Annotated in this window: 17 protein-coding genes; 10 read left to right on the plus strand and 7 right to left on the minus strand. The window is 68.0% G+C overall.

The window, feature by feature from the left end:
* Positions 1 to 57: 57 nt before the first annotated feature.
* The 4 genes from NMP98_RS10190 to NMP98_RS10205 are packed head-to-tail and all read left to right on the plus strand — an operon-like array spanning position 58 to position 6,372.
* Positions 58 to 2,865 (plus strand): transglutaminase TgpA family protein, encoded by a 2,808-nt coding sequence (locus NMP98_RS10190; protein ID WP_254857458.1) that lies wholly within the window; start codon positions 58 to 60, stop codon positions 2,863 to 2,865.
* Positions 2,862 to 3,512, plus strand: coding sequence for a DUF7269 family protein (locus tag NMP98_RS10195; protein ID WP_254857459.1), 651 nt, complete (start codon positions 2,862 to 2,864; stop codon positions 3,510 to 3,512). Before NMP98_RS10190 ends, NMP98_RS10195 begins: the two co-directional genes overlap by 4 nt.
* Complete coding sequence (locus NMP98_RS10200; protein WP_254857460.1) at positions 3,512 to 4,822, plus strand: DUF58 domain-containing protein; 1,311 nt, start codon at positions 3,512 to 3,514, stop codon at positions 4,820 to 4,822. The genes NMP98_RS10195 and NMP98_RS10200 overlap by 1 nt, the downstream gene beginning before the upstream one ends.
* Positions 4,819 to 6,372, plus strand: a complete 1,554-nt coding sequence (locus NMP98_RS10205; protein WP_254857461.1) for a DUF7519 family protein — start codon at positions 4,819 to 4,821, stop codon at positions 6,370 to 6,372. Before NMP98_RS10200 ends, NMP98_RS10205 begins: the two co-directional genes overlap by 4 nt.
* A gap of 26 nt (positions 6,373 to 6,398) precedes the next feature.
* Here the strand turns inward: NMP98_RS10205 and NMP98_RS10210 are convergent, their stop codons facing one another.
* The 5 genes from NMP98_RS10210 to trpC all read right to left on the minus strand — a co-directional run bounded on the left by NMP98_RS10210 (position 6,399) and on the right by trpC (position 11,095).
* Complete coding sequence (locus tag NMP98_RS10210) at positions 6,399 to 7,361, minus strand: AAA family ATPase (protein ID WP_254857462.1); 963 nt, start codon at positions 7,359 to 7,361, stop codon at positions 6,399 to 6,401.
* A 70-nt stretch (positions 7,362 to 7,431) separates the two neighbouring features.
* Positions 7,432 to 8,226 carry a 2-amino-3,7-dideoxy-D-threo-hept-6-ulosonate synthase gene (locus tag NMP98_RS10215; protein ID WP_254857463.1) on the minus strand — a complete coding sequence of 265 codons (795 nt, stop codon included), beginning with the start codon at positions 8,224 to 8,226 and terminating at the stop codon, positions 7,432 to 7,434.
* Between the two features lie 26 nt (positions 8,227 to 8,252).
* Entirely contained in the window at positions 8,253 to 9,086 is an 834-nt protein-coding gene (gene trpA, locus NMP98_RS10220; protein ID WP_254857464.1) for a tryptophan synthase subunit alpha, read from the minus strand.
* Positions 9,076 to 10,338 carry a tryptophan synthase subunit beta gene (gene trpB / locus NMP98_RS10225; protein ID WP_254857465.1) on the minus strand — a complete coding sequence of 421 codons (1,263 nt, stop codon included), beginning with the start codon at positions 10,336 to 10,338 and terminating at the stop codon, positions 9,076 to 9,078. The genes trpA and trpB overlap by 11 nt, the downstream gene beginning before the upstream one ends.
* Positions 10,331 to 11,095: an indole-3-glycerol phosphate synthase gene (trpC, locus tag NMP98_RS10230; protein ID WP_254857466.1), complete on the minus strand. Its 765-nt coding sequence runs from the start codon at positions 11,093 to 11,095 to the stop codon at positions 10,331 to 10,333. The genes trpB and trpC overlap by 8 nt, the downstream gene beginning before the upstream one ends.
* Positions 11,096 to 11,305: 210 nt before the next feature.
* Here trpC and NMP98_RS10235 point away from each other — a divergent pair, with 210 nt between their 5' ends.
* The 5 genes from NMP98_RS10235 to NMP98_RS10255 all read left to right on the plus strand — a co-directional run bounded on the left by NMP98_RS10235 (position 11,306) and on the right by NMP98_RS10255 (position 15,237).
* Positions 11,306 to 11,857 carry a hypothetical protein gene (locus NMP98_RS10235; RefSeq protein WP_254857467.1) on the plus strand — a complete coding sequence of 184 codons (552 nt, stop codon included), beginning with the start codon at positions 11,306 to 11,308 and terminating at the stop codon, positions 11,855 to 11,857.
* Positions 11,802 to 12,461 carry a hypothetical protein gene (locus tag NMP98_RS10240; protein WP_254857468.1) on the plus strand — a complete coding sequence of 220 codons (660 nt, stop codon included), beginning with the start codon at positions 11,802 to 11,804 and terminating at the stop codon, positions 12,459 to 12,461. Before NMP98_RS10235 ends, NMP98_RS10240 begins: the two co-directional genes overlap by 56 nt.
* Positions 12,461 to 14,197 (plus strand): GMC family oxidoreductase N-terminal domain-containing protein, encoded by a 1,737-nt coding sequence (locus NMP98_RS10245; RefSeq protein ID WP_254857469.1) that lies wholly within the window; start codon positions 12,461 to 12,463, stop codon positions 14,195 to 14,197. Before NMP98_RS10240 ends, NMP98_RS10245 begins: the two co-directional genes overlap by 1 nt.
* A 197-nt stretch (positions 14,198 to 14,394) precedes the next feature.
* The gene (locus NMP98_RS10250; RefSeq protein WP_254857470.1) at positions 14,395 to 14,706 is read left to right on the plus strand and encodes a CGCGG family putative rSAM-modified RiPP protein; all 312 of its coding nucleotides are present in this window, start codon (positions 14,395 to 14,397) and stop codon (positions 14,704 to 14,706) included.
* A 63-nt stretch (positions 14,707 to 14,769) separates the two neighbouring features.
* Positions 14,770 to 15,237 (plus strand): MGMT family protein, encoded by a 468-nt coding sequence (locus tag NMP98_RS10255; RefSeq protein WP_254857471.1) that lies wholly within the window; start codon positions 14,770 to 14,772, stop codon positions 15,235 to 15,237.
* A gap of 11 nt (positions 15,238 to 15,248) precedes the next feature.
* Here the strand turns inward: NMP98_RS10255 and NMP98_RS10260 are convergent, their stop codons facing one another.
* Together NMP98_RS10260 and NMP98_RS10265 are read right to left on the minus strand one after the other, a co-directional pair.
* On the minus strand, positions 15,249 to 15,884 hold the full coding sequence (locus NMP98_RS10260; RefSeq protein WP_254857472.1) for a MaoC family dehydratase: 636 nt from the start codon (positions 15,882 to 15,884) through the stop codon (positions 15,249 to 15,251).
* Between the two features lie 61 nt (positions 15,885 to 15,945).
* The gene (locus NMP98_RS10265; RefSeq protein WP_254857473.1) at positions 15,946 to 16,950 is read right to left on the minus strand and encodes an AIR synthase family protein; all 1,005 of its coding nucleotides are present in this window, start codon (positions 16,948 to 16,950) and stop codon (positions 15,946 to 15,948) included.
* Positions 16,951 to 17,048: 98 nt separating this feature from the next.
* On the opposite strand from NMP98_RS10265, the gene NMP98_RS10270 reads away from it, so the two are divergent.
* On the plus strand, positions 17,049 to 18,104 hold the full coding sequence (locus NMP98_RS10270) for a response regulator (protein WP_254857474.1): 1,056 nt from the start codon (positions 17,049 to 17,051) through the stop codon (positions 18,102 to 18,104).
* The last annotated feature ends 3 nt before the right edge of the window (positions 18,105 to 18,107 follow it).

Raw genomic sequence — 18,107 nt, forward strand, 5'->3', positions numbered from 1 at the left:
AATGTAGATGGCGCCGAAGTTCCCGGTGAGAATGGGTCGGGGGAACGCGATACGATGATGCGAGCACTGCTCGCGGTCTGCTGTCTCGCCGGTATCGTTCTCGGTGGCGCTTTCGCCCCCGCAGTCGGTATCCAGACGCCCGTTCCGGACCTCGGCGTCGATGGCGAGGGCGGTCCCGACATCGGTGGCGGACTCGGAACGCAGAACGGAACCGACGGCGGCGGTGACGGTGGCAGCGACGGTGGCGAGGACGGAACCAGCGGAAACAACAGTGGTAGCGACGACCAGCCGCCGGAAAGCGAGTCCGCAACGAGCAGTTACGGCGGCACCTCCGCCGGCGGTTACCCCGAACAGACGACCGTCGGGGGCCAACTGTCGCTGTCGAATCACGAGGAGTTGGTCGTTCGGAGCCCCCGTCCGTCACGGTGGCGGTTGGGAGCGTACCAGCGCTACACAGGAAGCGGATGGGACCGAGCGAGCGAGCAGCGGCCCCTCGAAAGGCCGCTCGGAACCGCCGACGGTCGACCGGACGTGCAGTACGCGATTACCGTGACGCCACAGCGTTCGATGAACAGCCTCGCGTCGGTGTGGCGGCCGGCCTTCGCCGAGGTCGACGGAACGGTGTTCGTCGACGCACAGCGCGGCTTCACCGTCGAGGGGTCCGTCGAGGCCGGCGAGACCTACCGGACGTTCACCTACGGCCCGCCGTCACGGGAGGCGGCCGTGGCCGCCGACGGCGATGACTATCCCGCCGAAATCGAATCGCGGTACACGCAACTGCCCGAGGACACGCCAGGGAAACTCTCCGAACGCACCGCAGAGATAACCGACGGTGCCGAGACGCCCTACGAGACGGCGAGTGAAATCGAGGCGTGGCTCGAATCGAACAAGGAGTACTCGCTGAACGCGAGCCACGACCGGGACAACGACGTGGCCACCGAGTTCGTCTTCGAGATGGACGCGGGCTACTGTCAGTACTTCGCGACGACGATGACGGCGATGCTCCGAACCCAGGACATCCCGGCGCGGTACGTCACCGGCTACGGGACGGGCGAGTCGGTCGGAAACGACGAGTACCTCGTCCGAGGGAAGAACGCCCACGCGTGGGTCGAAGTGTACTTCGAGGACGTGGGGTGGGTGGCGTTCGACCCGACGCCCGGCGGCGGGCGTGCCGAGGCTGGACGCGACTCCGAACCGCTTGAGGAACCCGGAGAGCAGTCGCCGTCGACGCCGACCCCATCGGCGGACGAGTCGACACCGACACCGGAGGCCGACGACACGCCGACCCCCGAGTCGACACCGACGCCCGAACCGACGCCGGAGTCAGCCGGCTCGGTGAACGTCACGCTGACGCCGGACCCGGTGCCCGGACGGGAGGTGACCGCGACGGTCACCCGCGGCGGCGACCCCATCTCGGGGGCGACGGTGCTGTTCAACGGCGACTCCATCGGTGAAACCGATGCCGACGGCAACGTCACCGGGGAGGTGCCGTACAACCGGTCGTTGAACATCGAGGTGCGTCTCGACGGTAGCCAACCCCGACTCGGCAACGTCGGCGGGTCCCACAGGCGGGCGTCGCTGGGCGCGCCGACGCTGCTTCAGGAGGGGACGACGGTTTCCTTCGACGTGCCGACGGAAATCGACATCGAACTGCTCGGCGAACCGGTCGCCGGCGGGTCGGTCGACATCGTCGCCAACGTCTCCAGCGAGCCGGTCCGCAACGGGACAGTCCGTCTCGACGGCAGCGAGGTCGCCCGAACGGACGACGGCGGTCGGGCGACGGTGCCGCTGCCCGACGCCGAGGCGGTCGAAATAGTCGTCGAGCGTGGCGATGCAAGCGGCAACCGCACCGTCAATCTCACGCGAGCGACGCCCGAGGGCACGGCGACATCCACGCAGACGCCGACGACCGACTCGCCGAACCTCTCGGTTGAGCCGTCGTGGCTCCTCGCCCTGCCAGCGTCGTCGGCCTCGGTCGCCCTCGAATACGACGGGAAGCCGGTTCCGAACGCGACCATCGCGGTCGACGGCGAGACGGTCGGCACGACGGACCGGAACGGGACGCTCGCGGTCACGCTCCCGTTCGCCGCTTCTGCGACGGTGACCGCCAGCGCCTCACCCGACGGCCCGACGACGGCGACGACCATCGAGGGGATGTACCGGAACCTCGCAATCGTCGGGGGGGGTTTACTGGCCGTCGTCCTCGGCGTGCTGGGTGCGGCAGCGCGGTACGGTCTCACGCCGCGCGTGCTCGCGCGACTCACCCGCCGGACGGTGGTGGGAACCGCCCGGCGCATCGTCGCGGGACTCGTCGGCCTCGCCGGCATCCTCGACGAGGGGCTCTCGACGGTGACCGACGCGGTTCGGTACGGCATTCACCGCCTCGGCGATGGCGTCGAGGGGGCACGGGCGCTCCTCGTCGCTATCAGCACCGGGACGGCCGACGCCGTACGTCGAACGGCGGCGTTCGTCCGTTCGCTGCCCCGGCGACTGCATCCGGCGGTCGTCCTCGCGTGGCTTCGGGGGGCCGGCCGCTCTGCGGCCCGGTCGATAGCCGCCGCACGGGGGGATTCACCGACCGATTCGCCGACCGAGGACGAACAGGCGATGACGATTCGAGCGGCGTGGCGGGAGTTCAGACGCCACGTGTCGATTCGTTCGTGGCAAACCTCGACGCCGGGCGAAATCGGCCGCTGGGCGGTCTCGAAGGATGGTCTGCCCGCCGACGCCGTCGCCACCCTGCGGGACGCCTTCCGGGACGTCGAGTACGGTGCTCGGTCGCCGGAGGACCGCCTTCCCGATGTGGAGGCGGCCCTCGAAGAGATACGGTCGAGCAAGCGCGATGCCGAGGAGGGCGAGCAGTGAGCCGTCTTCTGCGCGCCATCGTCGGCGCAGTCGGCATCGCCGCAGTCGGACTCGCAGGGGCGCTGGCGTTTGCCCCCGGCGCCGTCGAGCAGGTGGTCGACATCGACATCCTCGTCCGGACGACGCCGCTGTCGGAGGCGGCGCTGCGGGCGCTGGCGATTGCCGTCGTCGGAGCGATTTGTGCGGCGTGGGTCGTCTGGACGGCCGGGCCGTCCGGCGAAGACGACCTCCCCGAGGGCCCGCTATCGGAGCCGACGACCGACTTCTCGACGCTCCGAGAGGCGCCGCCGGAACACGCCACCGCCGGCCCCGTCGTCGGCGAGTCCTTCGACGAGCGCGTCGTTCGGTCGGCGGCCGCGGCCGCCAGCGGCGACGACTACGACGCTGTCAGACGCGAGATTCGACGGCTCGCCGTCTCGGCCGTCGCTCACGTCGAGGGATGCGACGAGGCGGCCGCCGAGGATACGGTCAGAGGCGAAGAGTGGACCGACGATGCGATTGCGGCGGCGTACGTCGCAGACCGAGAGTCGGCGCTGCCGTTCCGACAGCGACTCCGGGCGTGGCTCCGGCCGTCGCGGACCAGAATCGACCGAATCGAACGGTCGCTGTCGGCCATCGAGAACCGGCTCGAGGAGGGGTGGAACTGATGGGGATTCGAACGAGTTCCCGATTCGACGCCGCTGTCCTCGCGGCCGTGGCACTTCTCACCGTCGGCACGATACTCGGGGAGACCGCGCTATTCGTCGCCGCGGCCGTCCCCGTCGTCTATCTCGTGGCCGACGCGCTGGCTCGGTCGCCGTCGCCGTCGTCGCTGGCCGTCGAGCGCTCCTTCGATCCCGAGGTCCCGGCCCCCGGCGAGACGACGACGGTGACGCTTACGGTCCGAAACGAAAGCGACCGAGCGCAGCCGGACGTCCGCGTCGTCGACCGACTGCCGGACCACGTCCCCGTCGTCGAAGGGTCGCCGCGCGGTTGTCTGTCGCTGCGACCCGGGGAGTCCGGGCAAATCTCCTACGAAATCGTCGCCTCGCAGGGGGACCACGAGTTCGACTCGCCGCTGGTTCGGCTCCGGTCGCTCCCGGCCGCCGGGTCGGCCACCGGCGAACCGGCCGTCGACGGCACGTCGATTCTACGGTGTCGACGCGGCGTCAGCGACGTGCCCCAGACGGACGGGTCGCTCCGACGGGTCGGGACTCAACCGACGGACAGCGGCGGGTCGGGACTGGAGTTCCACTCGGTCCGGGAGTACCGACCCGGCGACGACATCGGCCGCATCGACTGGCGCGGACTGGCGAAAACCGGCGAACTGTCGACGGTCAACTTCCGTGAGACGAGGGCGACGAAGACGGTCGTCGTCGCCGACGGACGGGTGCCGACGCGGCAGTCCCGCGACCACGGCCACCCCACCGGGGCCGAACTGTCGGCGTACGCCGCCGACCGTGCCTTCGGCCGCCTCGTCGCCGCCGGCAATCACGTCGGACTCACGGCGCTGGGCATCGACGAAAACGACATCGAACCGACGCTGCCGAGCGACCGCTCGGGGCGGCCGTGGGTGCCGGTGGGTAACGATTCGGCAACCAAAACGCGTGTCGGGGCGGTCCTCGATGCGGTCGTCGCCGCCGGACAGGCCGAACGCGAAGCGACGCCGGCGACAACCGACGGCGGAACTCGGGAGGACGCGCTCGCGCTCCGTGAACGCCTCCCCGGGGCCGCCGACGTGGTGCTCACGACGCCGCTGCTCGACGACGACCCAGTCGGTCTCGCGACGGAACTCGTCGCGGCCGGCCATGACGTGGTCGTCGTCAGTCCCGACGTGACCGGCGGTGGGACGCCCGGCGGGAGAGCCGCGAGCATCGAGCGTCGACTCCGCATCGAACGGCTCAGAGAATCGCTGGCGACGGTCGTCGACTGGGACACCGACCGCCCGCTGTCGACTGCACTGGAGGGGTCGACGTGAGCATCGACGACCGGCGGCTCTCGGAGTCGAACTGGCGGCCGACGCGGAGTTCGACGGTCGTCTCCGCGGCCGTCGCGGCCGTCGTCACACTCGGCCTTGCGGCGATAGCCGGCGCCACCACGCCCGCGGCGCTGGGCTTTTTCGCCGGCCTGTGTCTCGCCGGCACGGTTCGAGCGACAGCACTCGCCGAACGCCGCGTCGCGACGATTCTCGCAGGGGTCCTCGCCGTCGTCGCTGGCCTCGCCGCCCTCGGCGGCGCCGCCGTCGCCGTCGTCATGCAGGTGGGGTGGCCGCCGACGCCGCCGCTTCCGTTCCTCGAATTCGCGCCGTTTGCGCTGTTCGTCGGCGGGTCGCTCGCGGGGTTCGGCGGTCTCGCCGCGTTCTGGGGCGTCTCCCCCGGCGCGGACGCGGGAACCGCCGCTGGCCGCGTTCTCGTCGCCGCGGTCGTTCCGGTGGCGGTGCTGTCGGCCGACCTGCTCGCGCCGATGTTCGAGCCGGTGTTTCGGCTCTTCGGCCTCGCCACCGACGTGCTGTTCGTCCGCGGTGCGGCGGCCCCGGTGGGCCTCCCGCGGATGCAACTCGTCGTCTCTTTCGTCGTGACCGCCGTCGCAGTCGTCGCCGTTCGGTCGGGAATCGGGGCGCTCCCGATTTCGGAGTTGGCCGGCGAGGACACCGAGACGGAACTCGCCGCCGCTGTCGCGACGACGCGACGACTACTCGCGTGGGTCGGCATCGTCGCCGGACTCTCGGCGCTCGGCGTCGCTTTCGGACTCGCGACCACCGAACTGTACTCCCGACTCCCGCCGGTTGCCCGTTCGATTTTCGCGTGGTTCGGCGCCTCGACGGCGCTCCGGTGGCTGCTCGTCGCGCTCGCGGTCGGCGGTGTCGCCACGTTCCTCGGGGTTCGCCTGCTCCGGTCTGCAGCCTCCGAGCGGTTCCGCCCGGACTTCCTGCCGGTCGCGTCGCTGTCGGTCGGTGGCCTGCTCGTCGTCGCCGTCTGGATGACCCATCCGACCGTGGCGAGGCGAGCGATTGGGGCCGCGAGCAGCGACACCGGTCGGCGACTCCTCACCAACCTCTTCGAGACGGTCAGCTCCTTCGCCGTCATACTCGGGGTCGTCTGTGTCGGACTGGCGGTCGCCGTCCTCCCGCTGTTGGCTCTCAGTATCGCCGGCGGCCTGCGTCTGCTCGGGGAGACGACGGGCGCACAACTGGCGGCGGCTGGGACGCTCACCGCGGCCATCGCCGCGGCCATCGCCGACCTCTCGATACTCTTCGTCGTCGGTGGCGTGGCGGCGAGTCTGCTCGTCTGGGACCTCGGTGAGTTCGCGGCCACGCTCGGGTCGGAACTCGGCCGGCAAGGGTCGACCCGGAGGGGCGAGTTGGTCCACGCCGGTGGCGCCGTGCTGTTGGCTGCTGCCGCGTCGGTCGTCGCCGTCGGCACCGTCCGGGCGGTCGAGGCCGTCCCGCCGACGGCGACGGCGAGTGCGGTCGCAGCGACGGTGACCGCGGTCGCCGGAACGCTGTTGCTGTTCGTACTCGCTCGGTGACCGATAAATCGCTGCAACGAGGCGTCTCAGTCGTTGGCCGTCGCGACCGCCGGCACCTCGATTCCGTCGAGTACGTCGGCGACGATTTCCTCGTTCGTCACGCCGCGAACCGTCGCCTCCGAGGTGAGCACGAGGCGGTGTTCGAACGCCTCGTGGACGACCGCACGCACGTCGTCGGGGGCGACGTAGTCGCGGCCCTCGATGACCGCACGGGAGCGACTCGCCTCGAACAGGCGCTGGATGCCGCGCGGTGAGACACCAACGTCGACGCGGTCGTCCTCGCGTGTCGCCCGCCCCAACTCGATGACGTAGTCGCGCAACTTCCCGTCGACACGGACCGTCTCGGGGACGGCCTGCAGTTCGGTGACGCGCTCGCCGTCGATGACCGTCTCGGGGTCCGGCGTCCGACTCGTTCGGTCCGCCCGGCGGTCGATTATCTCTCGGGCGCCCGCTTCGTCGGGGTAGCCGAGTTCCGTTTTCAGGATGAAGCGGTCGCGTTGGGCCTCCGGGAGTGCGAAGGTCCCCTCCTGTTCGACGGGGTTCTGCGTCGCGATGACGAAGAACGGCTCCGGCAGTTGGTAGGTCGTCCCGTCGGCCGACACCTGACTCTCCGACATCGCCTCGAGCAGGGCGGCCTGTGTCTTCGGCGGTGCGCGGTTGATTTCGTCCGCCAAGACGACGTTCGAGAACACTGGCCCCTCGGTGAACTCGAAGGTGCCCTCGTCCTCCCGATAGATGTGCGAACCGGTGATGTCGCCGGGCAGGAGGTCCGGCGTGAACTGGATGCGTTTGAACGACAGCCCCAGTGCCGTCGCGAAACTCTGTGCGGTCAGCGTCTTCCCCGTCCCCGGAACGTCCTCCAAGAGGACGTGACCCCGCGAGAGGACGCCAGTCAAAACGGTTTCGAGCACCTGCCGGTCCGCGACGACGGCCGACGCGACTGCGTCGATGACGTCGTCACACACCGCCGATGCTTCGGCTACGTCCATACGCCGACCTGCGAGCGAACGCATTTGAAACCTTGCGGTGGCTCGGCGGTGAGAAAGGGACGCGACCGACTCAGAACTGGTACTTGAGGCCGGAGTCTTCGAGCGCCTCCTCGGCGCCGTAGTCGTCGTGGACTACCAGTGACACCGCCCGCGCCATCTTCTCGGGTTCGTCGTGTTGGAAGATGGTTCGACCCATCGAGACGCCCGCCCCGCCGGCGTCCATCGCGCCGCGAACGTCTTCCAGCGCCGCGAGGTCGCCATCCGGCGAGCCGCCGGCGATGAGCACCGGCAGTCGCGTCGACTCACAGACGTGTTCGAAGCTCTCGGCGTCGCCGCTGTACCCCGTCTTGATGACGTCGGCACCCAACTCCTCTCCGAGGCGGACGGCGTGGCCGAGCGCCTCGGGGTCGTCGCCCTCGATGTCGGGACCGCGGGCGTACGTCATCGCCAACACCGGCATGCCGTACTCGGCGGCCTCGTCGGTCAGTTCTGCGAGGCCCTCGATTTGTTCGCGCTCGTGAGTCGACCCGACGTTGATGTGGAAGGAGACGGCGTCGGCGCCGGCGCGGATGGCGGCTTTCACCGACCCCGTCGTGCGCTTGTCGTTGGCGTCGGGGCCGATGACTGTCGAACCGTTGAGGTGGGCGATGTAGCCCGCGCCGTTTTTGTTGCCGTGGACGCGGGGGGCGACCCCCTTCTGGGTGAGGACGCTGTCGGCGCCGCCGCGGGTGACGGCGTCGATGGTCGATTCGATATCCTTGAGTCCCTTTACCGGGCCGAGTGTGATGCCGTGGTCCATCGGAACGACGACGTAGCGGCCGTCTGTTCCGATGCGGTCGAGGCGTGCGGCGGTCCCTGCAGTCATGTTACGTGATGGTGTGGTAGGTTCGGTCATGTTCCTTCCGGTCGCGGCCGACGTTGCGCGCCGTCGACTGCCCCCTGTTTCAACTCCCGTGCCAGCGATTCGAGTCGGTCGGCCACTTCGGCGGTCGGCAGGTCGTTCTCGGCGCCGTCGGCGACGATGTCGACGAGCGCCGACCCGACGATGACGCCGTCGGCACCCGCCGCAACCACGTCGGCGGCCTGCTCGCCGCTGGAGATACCGAAACCGACCGCCTTCGGCACGTCGTACTCGGCGAGGCGGGCGAGGCTCTCTTCGGTCTGGTCGCTCACGTCGGCGCGGGCGCCCGTGACGCCGAGTCGCGCCTGGACGTAGACGTACCCCGAGACCTGTTCCATCATGCGCTGGAGTCGCTCGCCTCGGGTCGTCGGTGCGACGATGAACACCAAATCGAGGCCGAACTCGTCGCAGGCCTCTCGCAGGGGTCCGGCCTCCTCGGCGGGGAGGTCGGGGACGACGAACCCATCGATGCCGACTTCGGCGGCGCGTTCGACGAACGGTCGGACGGGTGGTTCGCCCTCCGTGCCGTACTGGTAGATGAGGTTGTAGTAGGTCATACACACCAGCGGCACGTCAACGTCCAGTTTCTCGACGAACTCGAAGAACCGTTCGGGGGTCATTCCACCTTCCAGCGACCGGACGACGGCCTGCTGGATGGTCGGCCCCTCGGCGATGGGTTCCGAAAAGGGGAGGCCGAGTTCGATGATGTCGGCGCCGCCGCGGGCCAACGCCTCGACGTACTCAAGCGAGGACTCGAAGTCGGGGTCGCCCGCGGCGAGATACGGAACGAAGGCGGGTTCCTCGAAGGCGTCCTCAAGCCCCATCCGTGAACACCTCCATCGTCGGCGCGTTATCGAGGTCCCGCTTGTCGGTCTCCTCGATGACGGCTTCGAGGTCCTTGTCGCCGCGACCGGAGACGTTGACGACCACCGTCTCGGGCAACTCGACGGAGTCGTCGCCGTCGGGGCCGGCGACCGATTCGAGGAAGCCGAAGGCGTGGGCCGTCTCCAGCGCCGGGATGATGCCTTCGTCCTGAGAGAGGCGGTGGAACGCCTCCAGTGCCTCGTCGTCGTCGACGGTGACCGGCGTCACGCGGCCCTCGTCGACGAGGTGGGCGAGTTCCGGCCCGACACCGGAGTAGTCCAGCCCCGAGGAGACGCTGTGGGACTCCATGATTTGGCCGTGGCTGTCCTGCAGCAGTTTCGTCCGGGCGCCGTGGAGGACGCCCTCCTCGCCGATTGATAGCGACGCCGAGTTGGGCGCGACGCCCTCCTCCTCGTCGACCGACAGCGTCGACCCGCCGGCCTCGACGGCATAGAGGTCGACATCCTCGTCATCGGTGAAGTTCGCGAAGGTGCCCATGGTGTTGGACCCGCCGCCGGCGCAGGCGACGACTGCGCCCGGGAGACCGCCGACCTGTTCGTCGAACTGTTTGCGGGCCTCCTTCGAGATGACCGACTGGAAATCTCGGACCATCGCGGGGAAGGGAGCCGGACCGACGACCGACCCGATGACGTAGTGAGTCGTCTCGACGGTCGTCGCCCAATCGCGCATCGTCTCGCTGATGGCTTCCTTCAGCGTTCCACGACCGATGTCGACGGGGTTGACCTCGGCGTCGTTGATGCGCATCCGGAAGACGTTGGGTCGCTGGCGGTTGATGTCCCGGCGGCCCATGTATATCTCACACGGCATATCGAGGTGGGCCGCCGCCATCGCCGTCGCGGTGCCGTGTTGGCCCGCGCCGGTCTCGGCGATGATGCGCTCTTTGCCCATGTACTTCGCGAGCAACACCTGGCCGAGGGCGTTGTTGAGTTTGTGTGCGCCGCCGTGCAGCAGGTCCTCGCGTTTGAGATACACCTCGGTACCGTAGCGTTCAGAGAGTTGGTCGGCCCGTTGCAGCGGGGTCGGACGGCCGCCGAAGTCCCGAATCCGCTGGCGGAACTCGTCCATGAACCCCTCCTCGTTGTCGAGTACGTACCGCTCGTAGGCGTCGGTCAACTCCTCGATGGCGGGCATCAACGCCTCGGGAACGTACTGGCCGCCGTAGTCGCCGAACGTGTGCTGTGATTCAGACATTGGTGAGTCGCTCCGTGTTCTCCCGAACGGGGCCGTCCATGATGGCCGACCCGACGAGCAACGCGTCGGCGCCGGCTTTGCGCATTCGTGTCACGTCCTCTCGCGTCGCTACGCCGCTTTCCGCAATCAGGGTGACGCTCTCGCGGTCGTCTGCCGGAATCGCCTCGGCGACGCGCTCGAACGTTCCCAAGTCGACTTCGAGTTTCCCCAAATCGCGGTTGTTGATGCCGATTAACTCCGCGCCCGCATCGAGTGCTTCTTCGAGTTCCGCTTCGGTGTGGACCTCGACGAGGGCCTGAAACCCTCGCTCGCGGGCGGCGGCCAACAGTCCTTCGAGGTCGTCGACGAACCGGACGATGAGGAGAACCACGTCCGCTTCGACGGTGTCGAGTTGGGCCTCCCGGACGATGAAGTCCTTCCGGAGGATGGGTACGTCGACGGCTTCCCTGACGGCCCGCAGCGTCTCCGGGGACCCGCCGAAGTGTTCGGGTTCGGTCAGTACCGACAGCGCCGCCGCCCCGCCGTCGACCATCGCCTCGGCCAACTCGACGGGGTCGTCCTCGCGCTCGCCGTCGGTCGTCGGACTCGTCGGCTTCACCTCCGCGATTATCGGCGTCCGTCCGTCGGACCCCGCCTCGTCGACGGCCGCCGGCAGCGACCGCGGGTCGACGGAGAGTCGCTTCTCGCCCCCCGGACGGGCCTCGGCCGCCTCAAGGATGGACCGGACGGCGGGTGCCAACTCGTCGCTGGTGTTCATTACTGTACACTAACGAACTCATTTGGACATAAGGGTTGCGTCTCGGTCGCAGCGTTCCCCGGATTACTCGCGGCTCGGGACGTGTATTCCAGCCATCGTCGCCACCCAGCGAATCGGGTCGTACCCGTCCGCTACGCCGGCGTTTCACTTGAATAGCCGTTATGCTACTGCCGAAGATATATGAATCCGTATCGATATGAACTGTTAACTATGGTAGAGTTTTCAACCGACCGTCGAACCCTGATTCGCGGTCTGGGAGCGTTGGGTGTGGGGTCGATGCTGGCATCGCCAGCGTCGGGGCAACTACAGCCACCGGAGACGACGCCGAACACGCGCGCGACCTACCGGGCGGTCGTCGATTCGGTCGTTCCCCGGACGCCCGAGTTGGAGTCGGAACTCGGCCCCGAACACGTTCCCGTCGGCCTATCGGTGGGGCTCGACGAGTACCTCGTCACGTTCATCAACAACCTGTTTTCCTTCGGTGTTCGGGGAGCCGGCGACGTGGGGAACCTCCGGCTCGCCGAAGCCGTCGCGCTCGTCCTCGATGTCGGCGCGGCGAAACTCGTCGCCGCGGGCGAGAACGACGAACCGCCGAGCGCCGACCGCGTCGTCGAACTGCTGGAACCGACGGACCTGCTCGAACTCGACCGCCTCACCGACGACCCCGAGTCGGTTCTCGAAAAGAGCCTCTTTGCCGCGCTCTCGCGTGAGGACCGACTGCGGGCCATCGCAAAAGAGCCTCTTTGCCGCGCTCTCGCGTGAGGACCGACTGCGGGCCATCGCGGGACTCGACAGCATCGAGTTCGACACGGCCGAATTCCCCGGCCCGCTCACCGAGGTCGATGCGGCGCTCGTCGGCCAACTCGTCGTCGGCTTCACCGAAGTCGTCTACTACAGCGAGTGGCAGGGCTACGCCGACATCACCGCCCCGCCGAGCGAACGGACGTTTGCCCCCGACGTGGACAGTTGGGACCAAACCAAGTTCCCCGGCATCATCGACGGCGCGGCCGCCCTGCGCGGCTACTGGGGGGCGCCGAACTCCTCGCTTGGTGGTGGGGGCACTTGGGACACCGCCGTCACCGGTGGCGGCCCACCGAAAAAGCTCTACGCCGACCCCGGATCCTTCGAGGACAGCGACGACTACGACACCTCGGACTACGAGGAGCCGTTTTCGACCGACGGCACGCCCGCGGCCGACGGCCCGCTCGGAGACGTGGTGTCGTCGTTGAACGGCGACGTGACCGACAGCGACGTGGCCGACGGTGACCTGACCGACGTCGACAACGTCACCGACGGCGGCGTCACCGACCCCGTCGACACCACCGTCGACGGCATCCTCGGTGGCCTGCTGGGGGTGGGCAACTGATGGTGAAAGACAGCTACGACGTGGTCATCGTCGGCGCGGGCGGCGACGGCCCCGTCGCCGCGTGGAAACTCGGCGCGGCCGGACTCGACGTGCTCGTCCTCGAAGCCGGACCATTCTACGGCAACGAGCAGTGGCCCAACCCCTCCGAGAGCCCGGGCGGCGAACTCTCCGACAGCGTCGAGGACCTCTCGGGGGACCTGCTCGACGAGCAGTTCACGACCCGGGAGTTGGAGATGGCACAGAAACTCCTCTTCGGCCCCGCCGACCACGAGCGTGGACTGTGGTTCCGAAAGTTCCCGGGGTCGGGGGCGGCCCTGCAGGCCTCCGGCGTCGGCGGCACGACGCTCATCTACACCGGCAACCACCCACGCGCGTACCCCGCGGCTATCGACGAACAGGACCACTGGCCCGACGCCTTCTCCTACGACGACCTCCTGCCGTACTACCGGGAACTGGAGGACGTCCTCGGCGTCTCGCCGGCACCGGTCACCGCCAAAGAGGAGATGTTCTTCCGCGGCGCCGAGGCCGCCGGCTACGACCTCATCGACGAGGCGAATGTCACCGAAACGGGCTATCGACCACAGCCGAACGCTATCGCCTCACCCGACGAGAAACTCCGCCACGACAACGATTACGAGGGGAATTTCCGCCACCCCGACGACCCCGACGCGGTCGACCCCGTGGAGGGCCACACCCTCGCTGCTGCCGAAATCGCCGGTAATCCACACCCGCGCGGCGCCCCCTACGAGGAGAAAGCCAAGAAGACATCGGCCATCGGTTTCGTCCCTCGCGCACTCGACACCGGCAACGTCTCAATCCGACCGAACGCCTTCGTCACCGACATCCTCACCGACGACTCCATCGGCGGCGACCCCGAGGCGACCGGCGTCGAGTTCCGCGATACGTGGAACGGGGGCACCGAAACCATCGCCGCCGACACCGTCGTGTTGGCGGCCGGCGCCATCGAGACGCCGCGACTGTGGCTCAACTCCTCGCTGCCCCGAAACGAGTGGGTCGGCAAGGGAATGACGCTTCACTTCGGCGACAACGTGATGGGCTTCTTCGAGGAGTCGGTCCTCGAAGACACCGTCGGCAAGCCCTCCATCGACCCACAGGAGGGTCAGAACATCGCCGCCCGCTTCGATTACCCCGGCGTCGGGATGCTCCAGACGACTGGCTCCGGCCCCGGCATCGCCGCTATTCTCGGCTTCGGCGCCTCGGCCTCGGGCTTTACGTTCAGCAACGACCTCAGCGACGCGCCGTGGGACACACAGGGCCGACTCGCGGGGACCGAACTGAAGCGCCTGCTCGCACGCTACCGACAGGCGCTGCCCATCCTCGTCGTCACCGACGACCGCCCGCACAAGCGCAACGGCATCACCGTCACGCCCGGCGTCGAGGACGAACACGGTCCCATCCCCCAGATTAACTACGTCCCCAGCGAGGGTGACGTGAAACGCCGCGACGAACTCGCGGAAATCGCCACCGACATCCTCCGGGAGGCCGGCGCCGACCACGTCCACCGCTCGGATTCGCCGCCGACGGCGCTGCACATCCACTCGACGATGGCGATGGGGAAAGTCGTCGACACCGGCTGTGAGGCCTACGATGTCGACCGACTGTTCGTCGCCGACCACTCCGCACTCGCCAACGGCCTCGGCGGTCCCAACCCCACGAACACCGGTCAGGCGCTCGCGGCCCGGACGGCCGACACAATCGTCGAGCGGTACTTCTGAACCTTTTTCCACGGCGGGCCTGCGGCCCGCCGGCAAAAACGTTCATGAAAAAGACACGTCGGGCCTCCTTACAGTCGGCCCTCGGTCCTGCGCGCCTGCGGCGCGCAGAGAACCGCTCGCGCCCTCCGGGCGCTCGCGGATGCTCCCCGAACATGTTCGTACCACTTGGCTTCAGTGGCGGACCCCAACCGTTGGGTATGAGCACTGACCACGGCCACGCCGACCCCGACCCGGTAACCGACCACGTCCACGAGAACTCGTGGTCGGCGAACCTCGAAAAGCCCGAACACGCCGAGGACCGCGCGATGCTCCTCGAACAGGCCGTCGAGGCGGTCGAACACACCGCCGACGGCTATCACGTCAACCTCGTCACCCACGGCGACCACGGCCACCCCTCGACGTATCTGTTCTCGGCGCTGGAGAGCGCCTTCGGCGAGGACGTCGAGTGGGAGTACGTCGAACAGTGTGGCTGTGGTGGCCACGTCACGCGGGTCTCGATTCCCGAGTGACCGACGGCCTGTCGCCTCGGGCACACCTCAACTTTCATGACAACCTCACCCGAAGGCGATGACATGGACACCGAGGCGGATGCGGGAATCTACGCGCTCGAATCGGCGTATCTCGACCGCTGCGTACAGGTCGGCGTCGCCAGCGGTCGCGTACTCTCCGTCTCCTTTCCCGACGTTCCCGACGAGGACGCCGCGGACGATCTTCCGCTGCTCGACCGAATCCGGGCGTATCTGGAAGGAGCCGAGGACGACTTCACCGACGTGGACGTGGCGTTGACGATGCCGACCGACCAACGTGAGGTGGTGGAGGCGGTTCGCGGGATTCCGTACGGCAGTCAGGTGACGGTGTCGAAACTCGCGAGTCTGGTCTCGACGCTCGACTCCGACGACGACGGCGACATCCAACTCGTCCGGACGGCGCTCGCGGAGAACCCGGCGCCGCTGGTGATTCCCGACCACCGGGTCCGGGATGGCCCCAGCGCCGCCCCGCCCGATGTCGAACAGCGGCTCCGGTCGCTTGAGGGACTGTAGGTCCCTCGTAGTCACTCCTCGCCGTTCTTTTCCTCTCGGGTGCGACGTCCGATCTCCCGTCCCTCTACGTCATCCGGTTGCGTGCCGACGCCCTCGGGCCAGCCGGTCGGTTGGGCCGCCGTTGGCTGGGCGTACTCGCGTTTCAACACCATCGGCGTTCGCTCCAGGGACAACACGAGTTCGTCGTCGGCGTTGTACGCCCGGAGTTCGGTGGTGACGAGACCGACGTGGTCTCGCGATTCGGATTGGCGTTTCTTCAGCACCTCGCTTTCGGCGAAGATGGTGTCGCCGTGGAAGACTGGGGCGTGGTGTCGAACGCGGTCGTAGCCGAGGTTGGCAGTGGCGTTTGCGCTCACGTCGATGACGCTCATCCCGACGGCGAGGGCGAGGACGAACGTGCCGTCGACGAGGCGCTCGCCGAACTCCGTCTCGGCGGCGTAGGCCTCGTTGAAGTGCATCGGGTTGACGTTCATCGTGAGGTTCGTCAGCCAGACGTTATCTGTCTCGGTGACGGTCCGACCGTAGGGGTGTTTGTACACGTCGCCGACGGCGAAGTCCTCGTAGTAGCGACCCTGCCACCCGGCGACGAGACGGCGCTCCTCGGCGTCCGAGGCGTCGGCATCGACAAGTCGTGAATCGTCGGCCATGCCTCCAGCGAGGGACGAACGCGAGAAAAGCGTGTGGGACGTTCGCGTGTGGCGTGTCGGGCTACTCGTCGAGCAGTCGCTCGTACACCGGCCATCCCGAATCGCCCACCGGCGGGTCGGTCGCCTCGCCGTCGACGACGACGCCGGACCCCTCTTTAACCGACCCGACGTGGCCGACGGGCGTCCCGCGGGCTTCCAGCGCCGACAGCACTGAATCGGTATCGGCGGGGTCGACGGCGACGAGAAGCGTCCCTGCCGTCGAGGCCCGCCAGGGGTCCATCGACACCGCTTCGCTCAGCGCCTCGACGCCGGGACGCATCGGCACCGAATCGGCGTCAACGGTCAAACGGACGCCGGCGCTGTCGGCCATCTCGTGGAGCGCGCCGAGGAGGCCCCCTTCGGTGGCGTCGTGCATCGCGGTGACGCGGCCGGCGCCGACGGCGGCGCGGGCGTCACGAACCGTCCCCGTCTCGTCGAGCCGCTGTCGGGCCGTTTCGAGGGTGTCCTCTGGCAGGTCGATTCGGTCGCCGAACAGCGTCGCGAACAGCCCCGTCACTTCGACTGCGGGGCCTTTCGTCACGAGCAAATCGTCGCCGGGGCGGGCGCCGTCCGGGCGGACGATGTCTTCGGGGTCGCCGATGGCCATCGCCGTCGCCGCGCCGACCCACGGGAACGAACACCCCTCGTAGCGGGCGGTGTGTCCCGAGACGATGGAGACACCCAAATCGCGACACTCCGAATCGATGGCGTCCCAGACACGGCCGAACTGCTCGTCGGTCATCTCCGGCGGCAGCGAAAACGAAACGGTGAGATGCGTCGGGTCGAGTCCCGAGACGGCTACGTCCGAGAGGACGATGCCGACCGCGAATCGGCCGGCCCGCTCGAAACCCAACTCCGGCAGTATCGAGACCGGGTCCGTTGCCGTCACGACGGCGTGGTCGCCGACCGAAACGACGCCGAAGTCGACGCCGTGTTTCGGTCCCAACGCCACGTCGTCGCGGTCGGCGCCCAACCGAGGCGCGATTCGCTGCCGGAAGAACGCACGCGAGACCTTCCCCGTATCCATACACAGACCAGCGTCGGGAGTGGCTTGGGCGCTTCGACACCGACTCGCGGGGTGAACTACCAGCACCGCTTTTGTGCGCGGGAGTTCAGGTGTGTGGTATGCCACAGGATGACGGCAACGAATCGGCCGCCGATGGCCTCCGCCCGGCAGCCGAGCCCTTCCGGCAAGACGCCGCCCACGTCGGGTCCGACGACCTCGAGGACATCTCGATTCTGTTCGTCGACGACGAACGCCAGTTGCTGTCGATACTCGCCTCCAAACTCAAAGAGGAAATCGACGACCTCGAAGTCGTCACCGCCAGCCACGCCACCGAGGCGCTAGAGCTGCTCGAACAGCTCGATGTCGACTGCGTCGTCAGCGACTACAAGATGCCCGGCCGTGACGGCCTGGAGTTGCTCGAAGCGGTTCGGGAACGCTCCCCCGGTCTCCCCTTCATCCTCTTTACCTCACAGGGCTCGGAGGACATCGCCACCGAGGCCATCAACGCCGACGTGACCGACTACCTCCAGAAGAACCTCGGCGAGGAACAACTCGCCCTACTGGCGAACCGCATCGAGAACGCCGTCATCCAGTATCGGGCCCAACAGGAGGCTCGCGACACCTACCAGCACGTCCGCCGCATCCACGACCGCATCTCCGATGCCTTCCTCGGCCTCGATTCCGAGTGGACAATCACCTACGTCGACGAACAGGGTGCGGGGCTACTGAAGGGCACCACGGAGGAACTCCACGGCAAGGACTTCTGGGAGGTGCTGCCGCAGGCCACCGGCACCCCCTTCCAGACGGAGTTCGAACGCGCCCTCGAGTCGGGCGACTCCGTCGACTTCGAGGCCCACTACGACCCCTTCGAGACGTGGTTCGAGGTCCGGGCGTTCCCCGCCGAGGACGGCCTCTCGGTGTACTTCCGGGACATCACCGACCTCAAAAAGCAGGAGGCCGAACTCGAGACGAAAAACGAGCTTCTGGAGGCGATAGCGACCGAAATCGGCCCGCGACTAAAGGCGGCCGGCCGCGGCCTCGAAAGCGATGCCGACGCCGTCGTGGAAGGCTGTGAATGCGACGCACCGACCGACGAGGTACTCGAGGACGCCGCCGAAATCAACGCCGCAATCGAGGAGATGGAGCGACTGTTCGACGAAGCGGGCTACGAGTGAACC

The organism is Natronomonas gomsonensis (assembly GCF_024300825.1).
GTDB classification, from domain to species: domain Archaea; phylum Halobacteriota; class Halobacteria; order Halobacteriales; family Haloarculaceae; genus Natronomonas; species Natronomonas gomsonensis.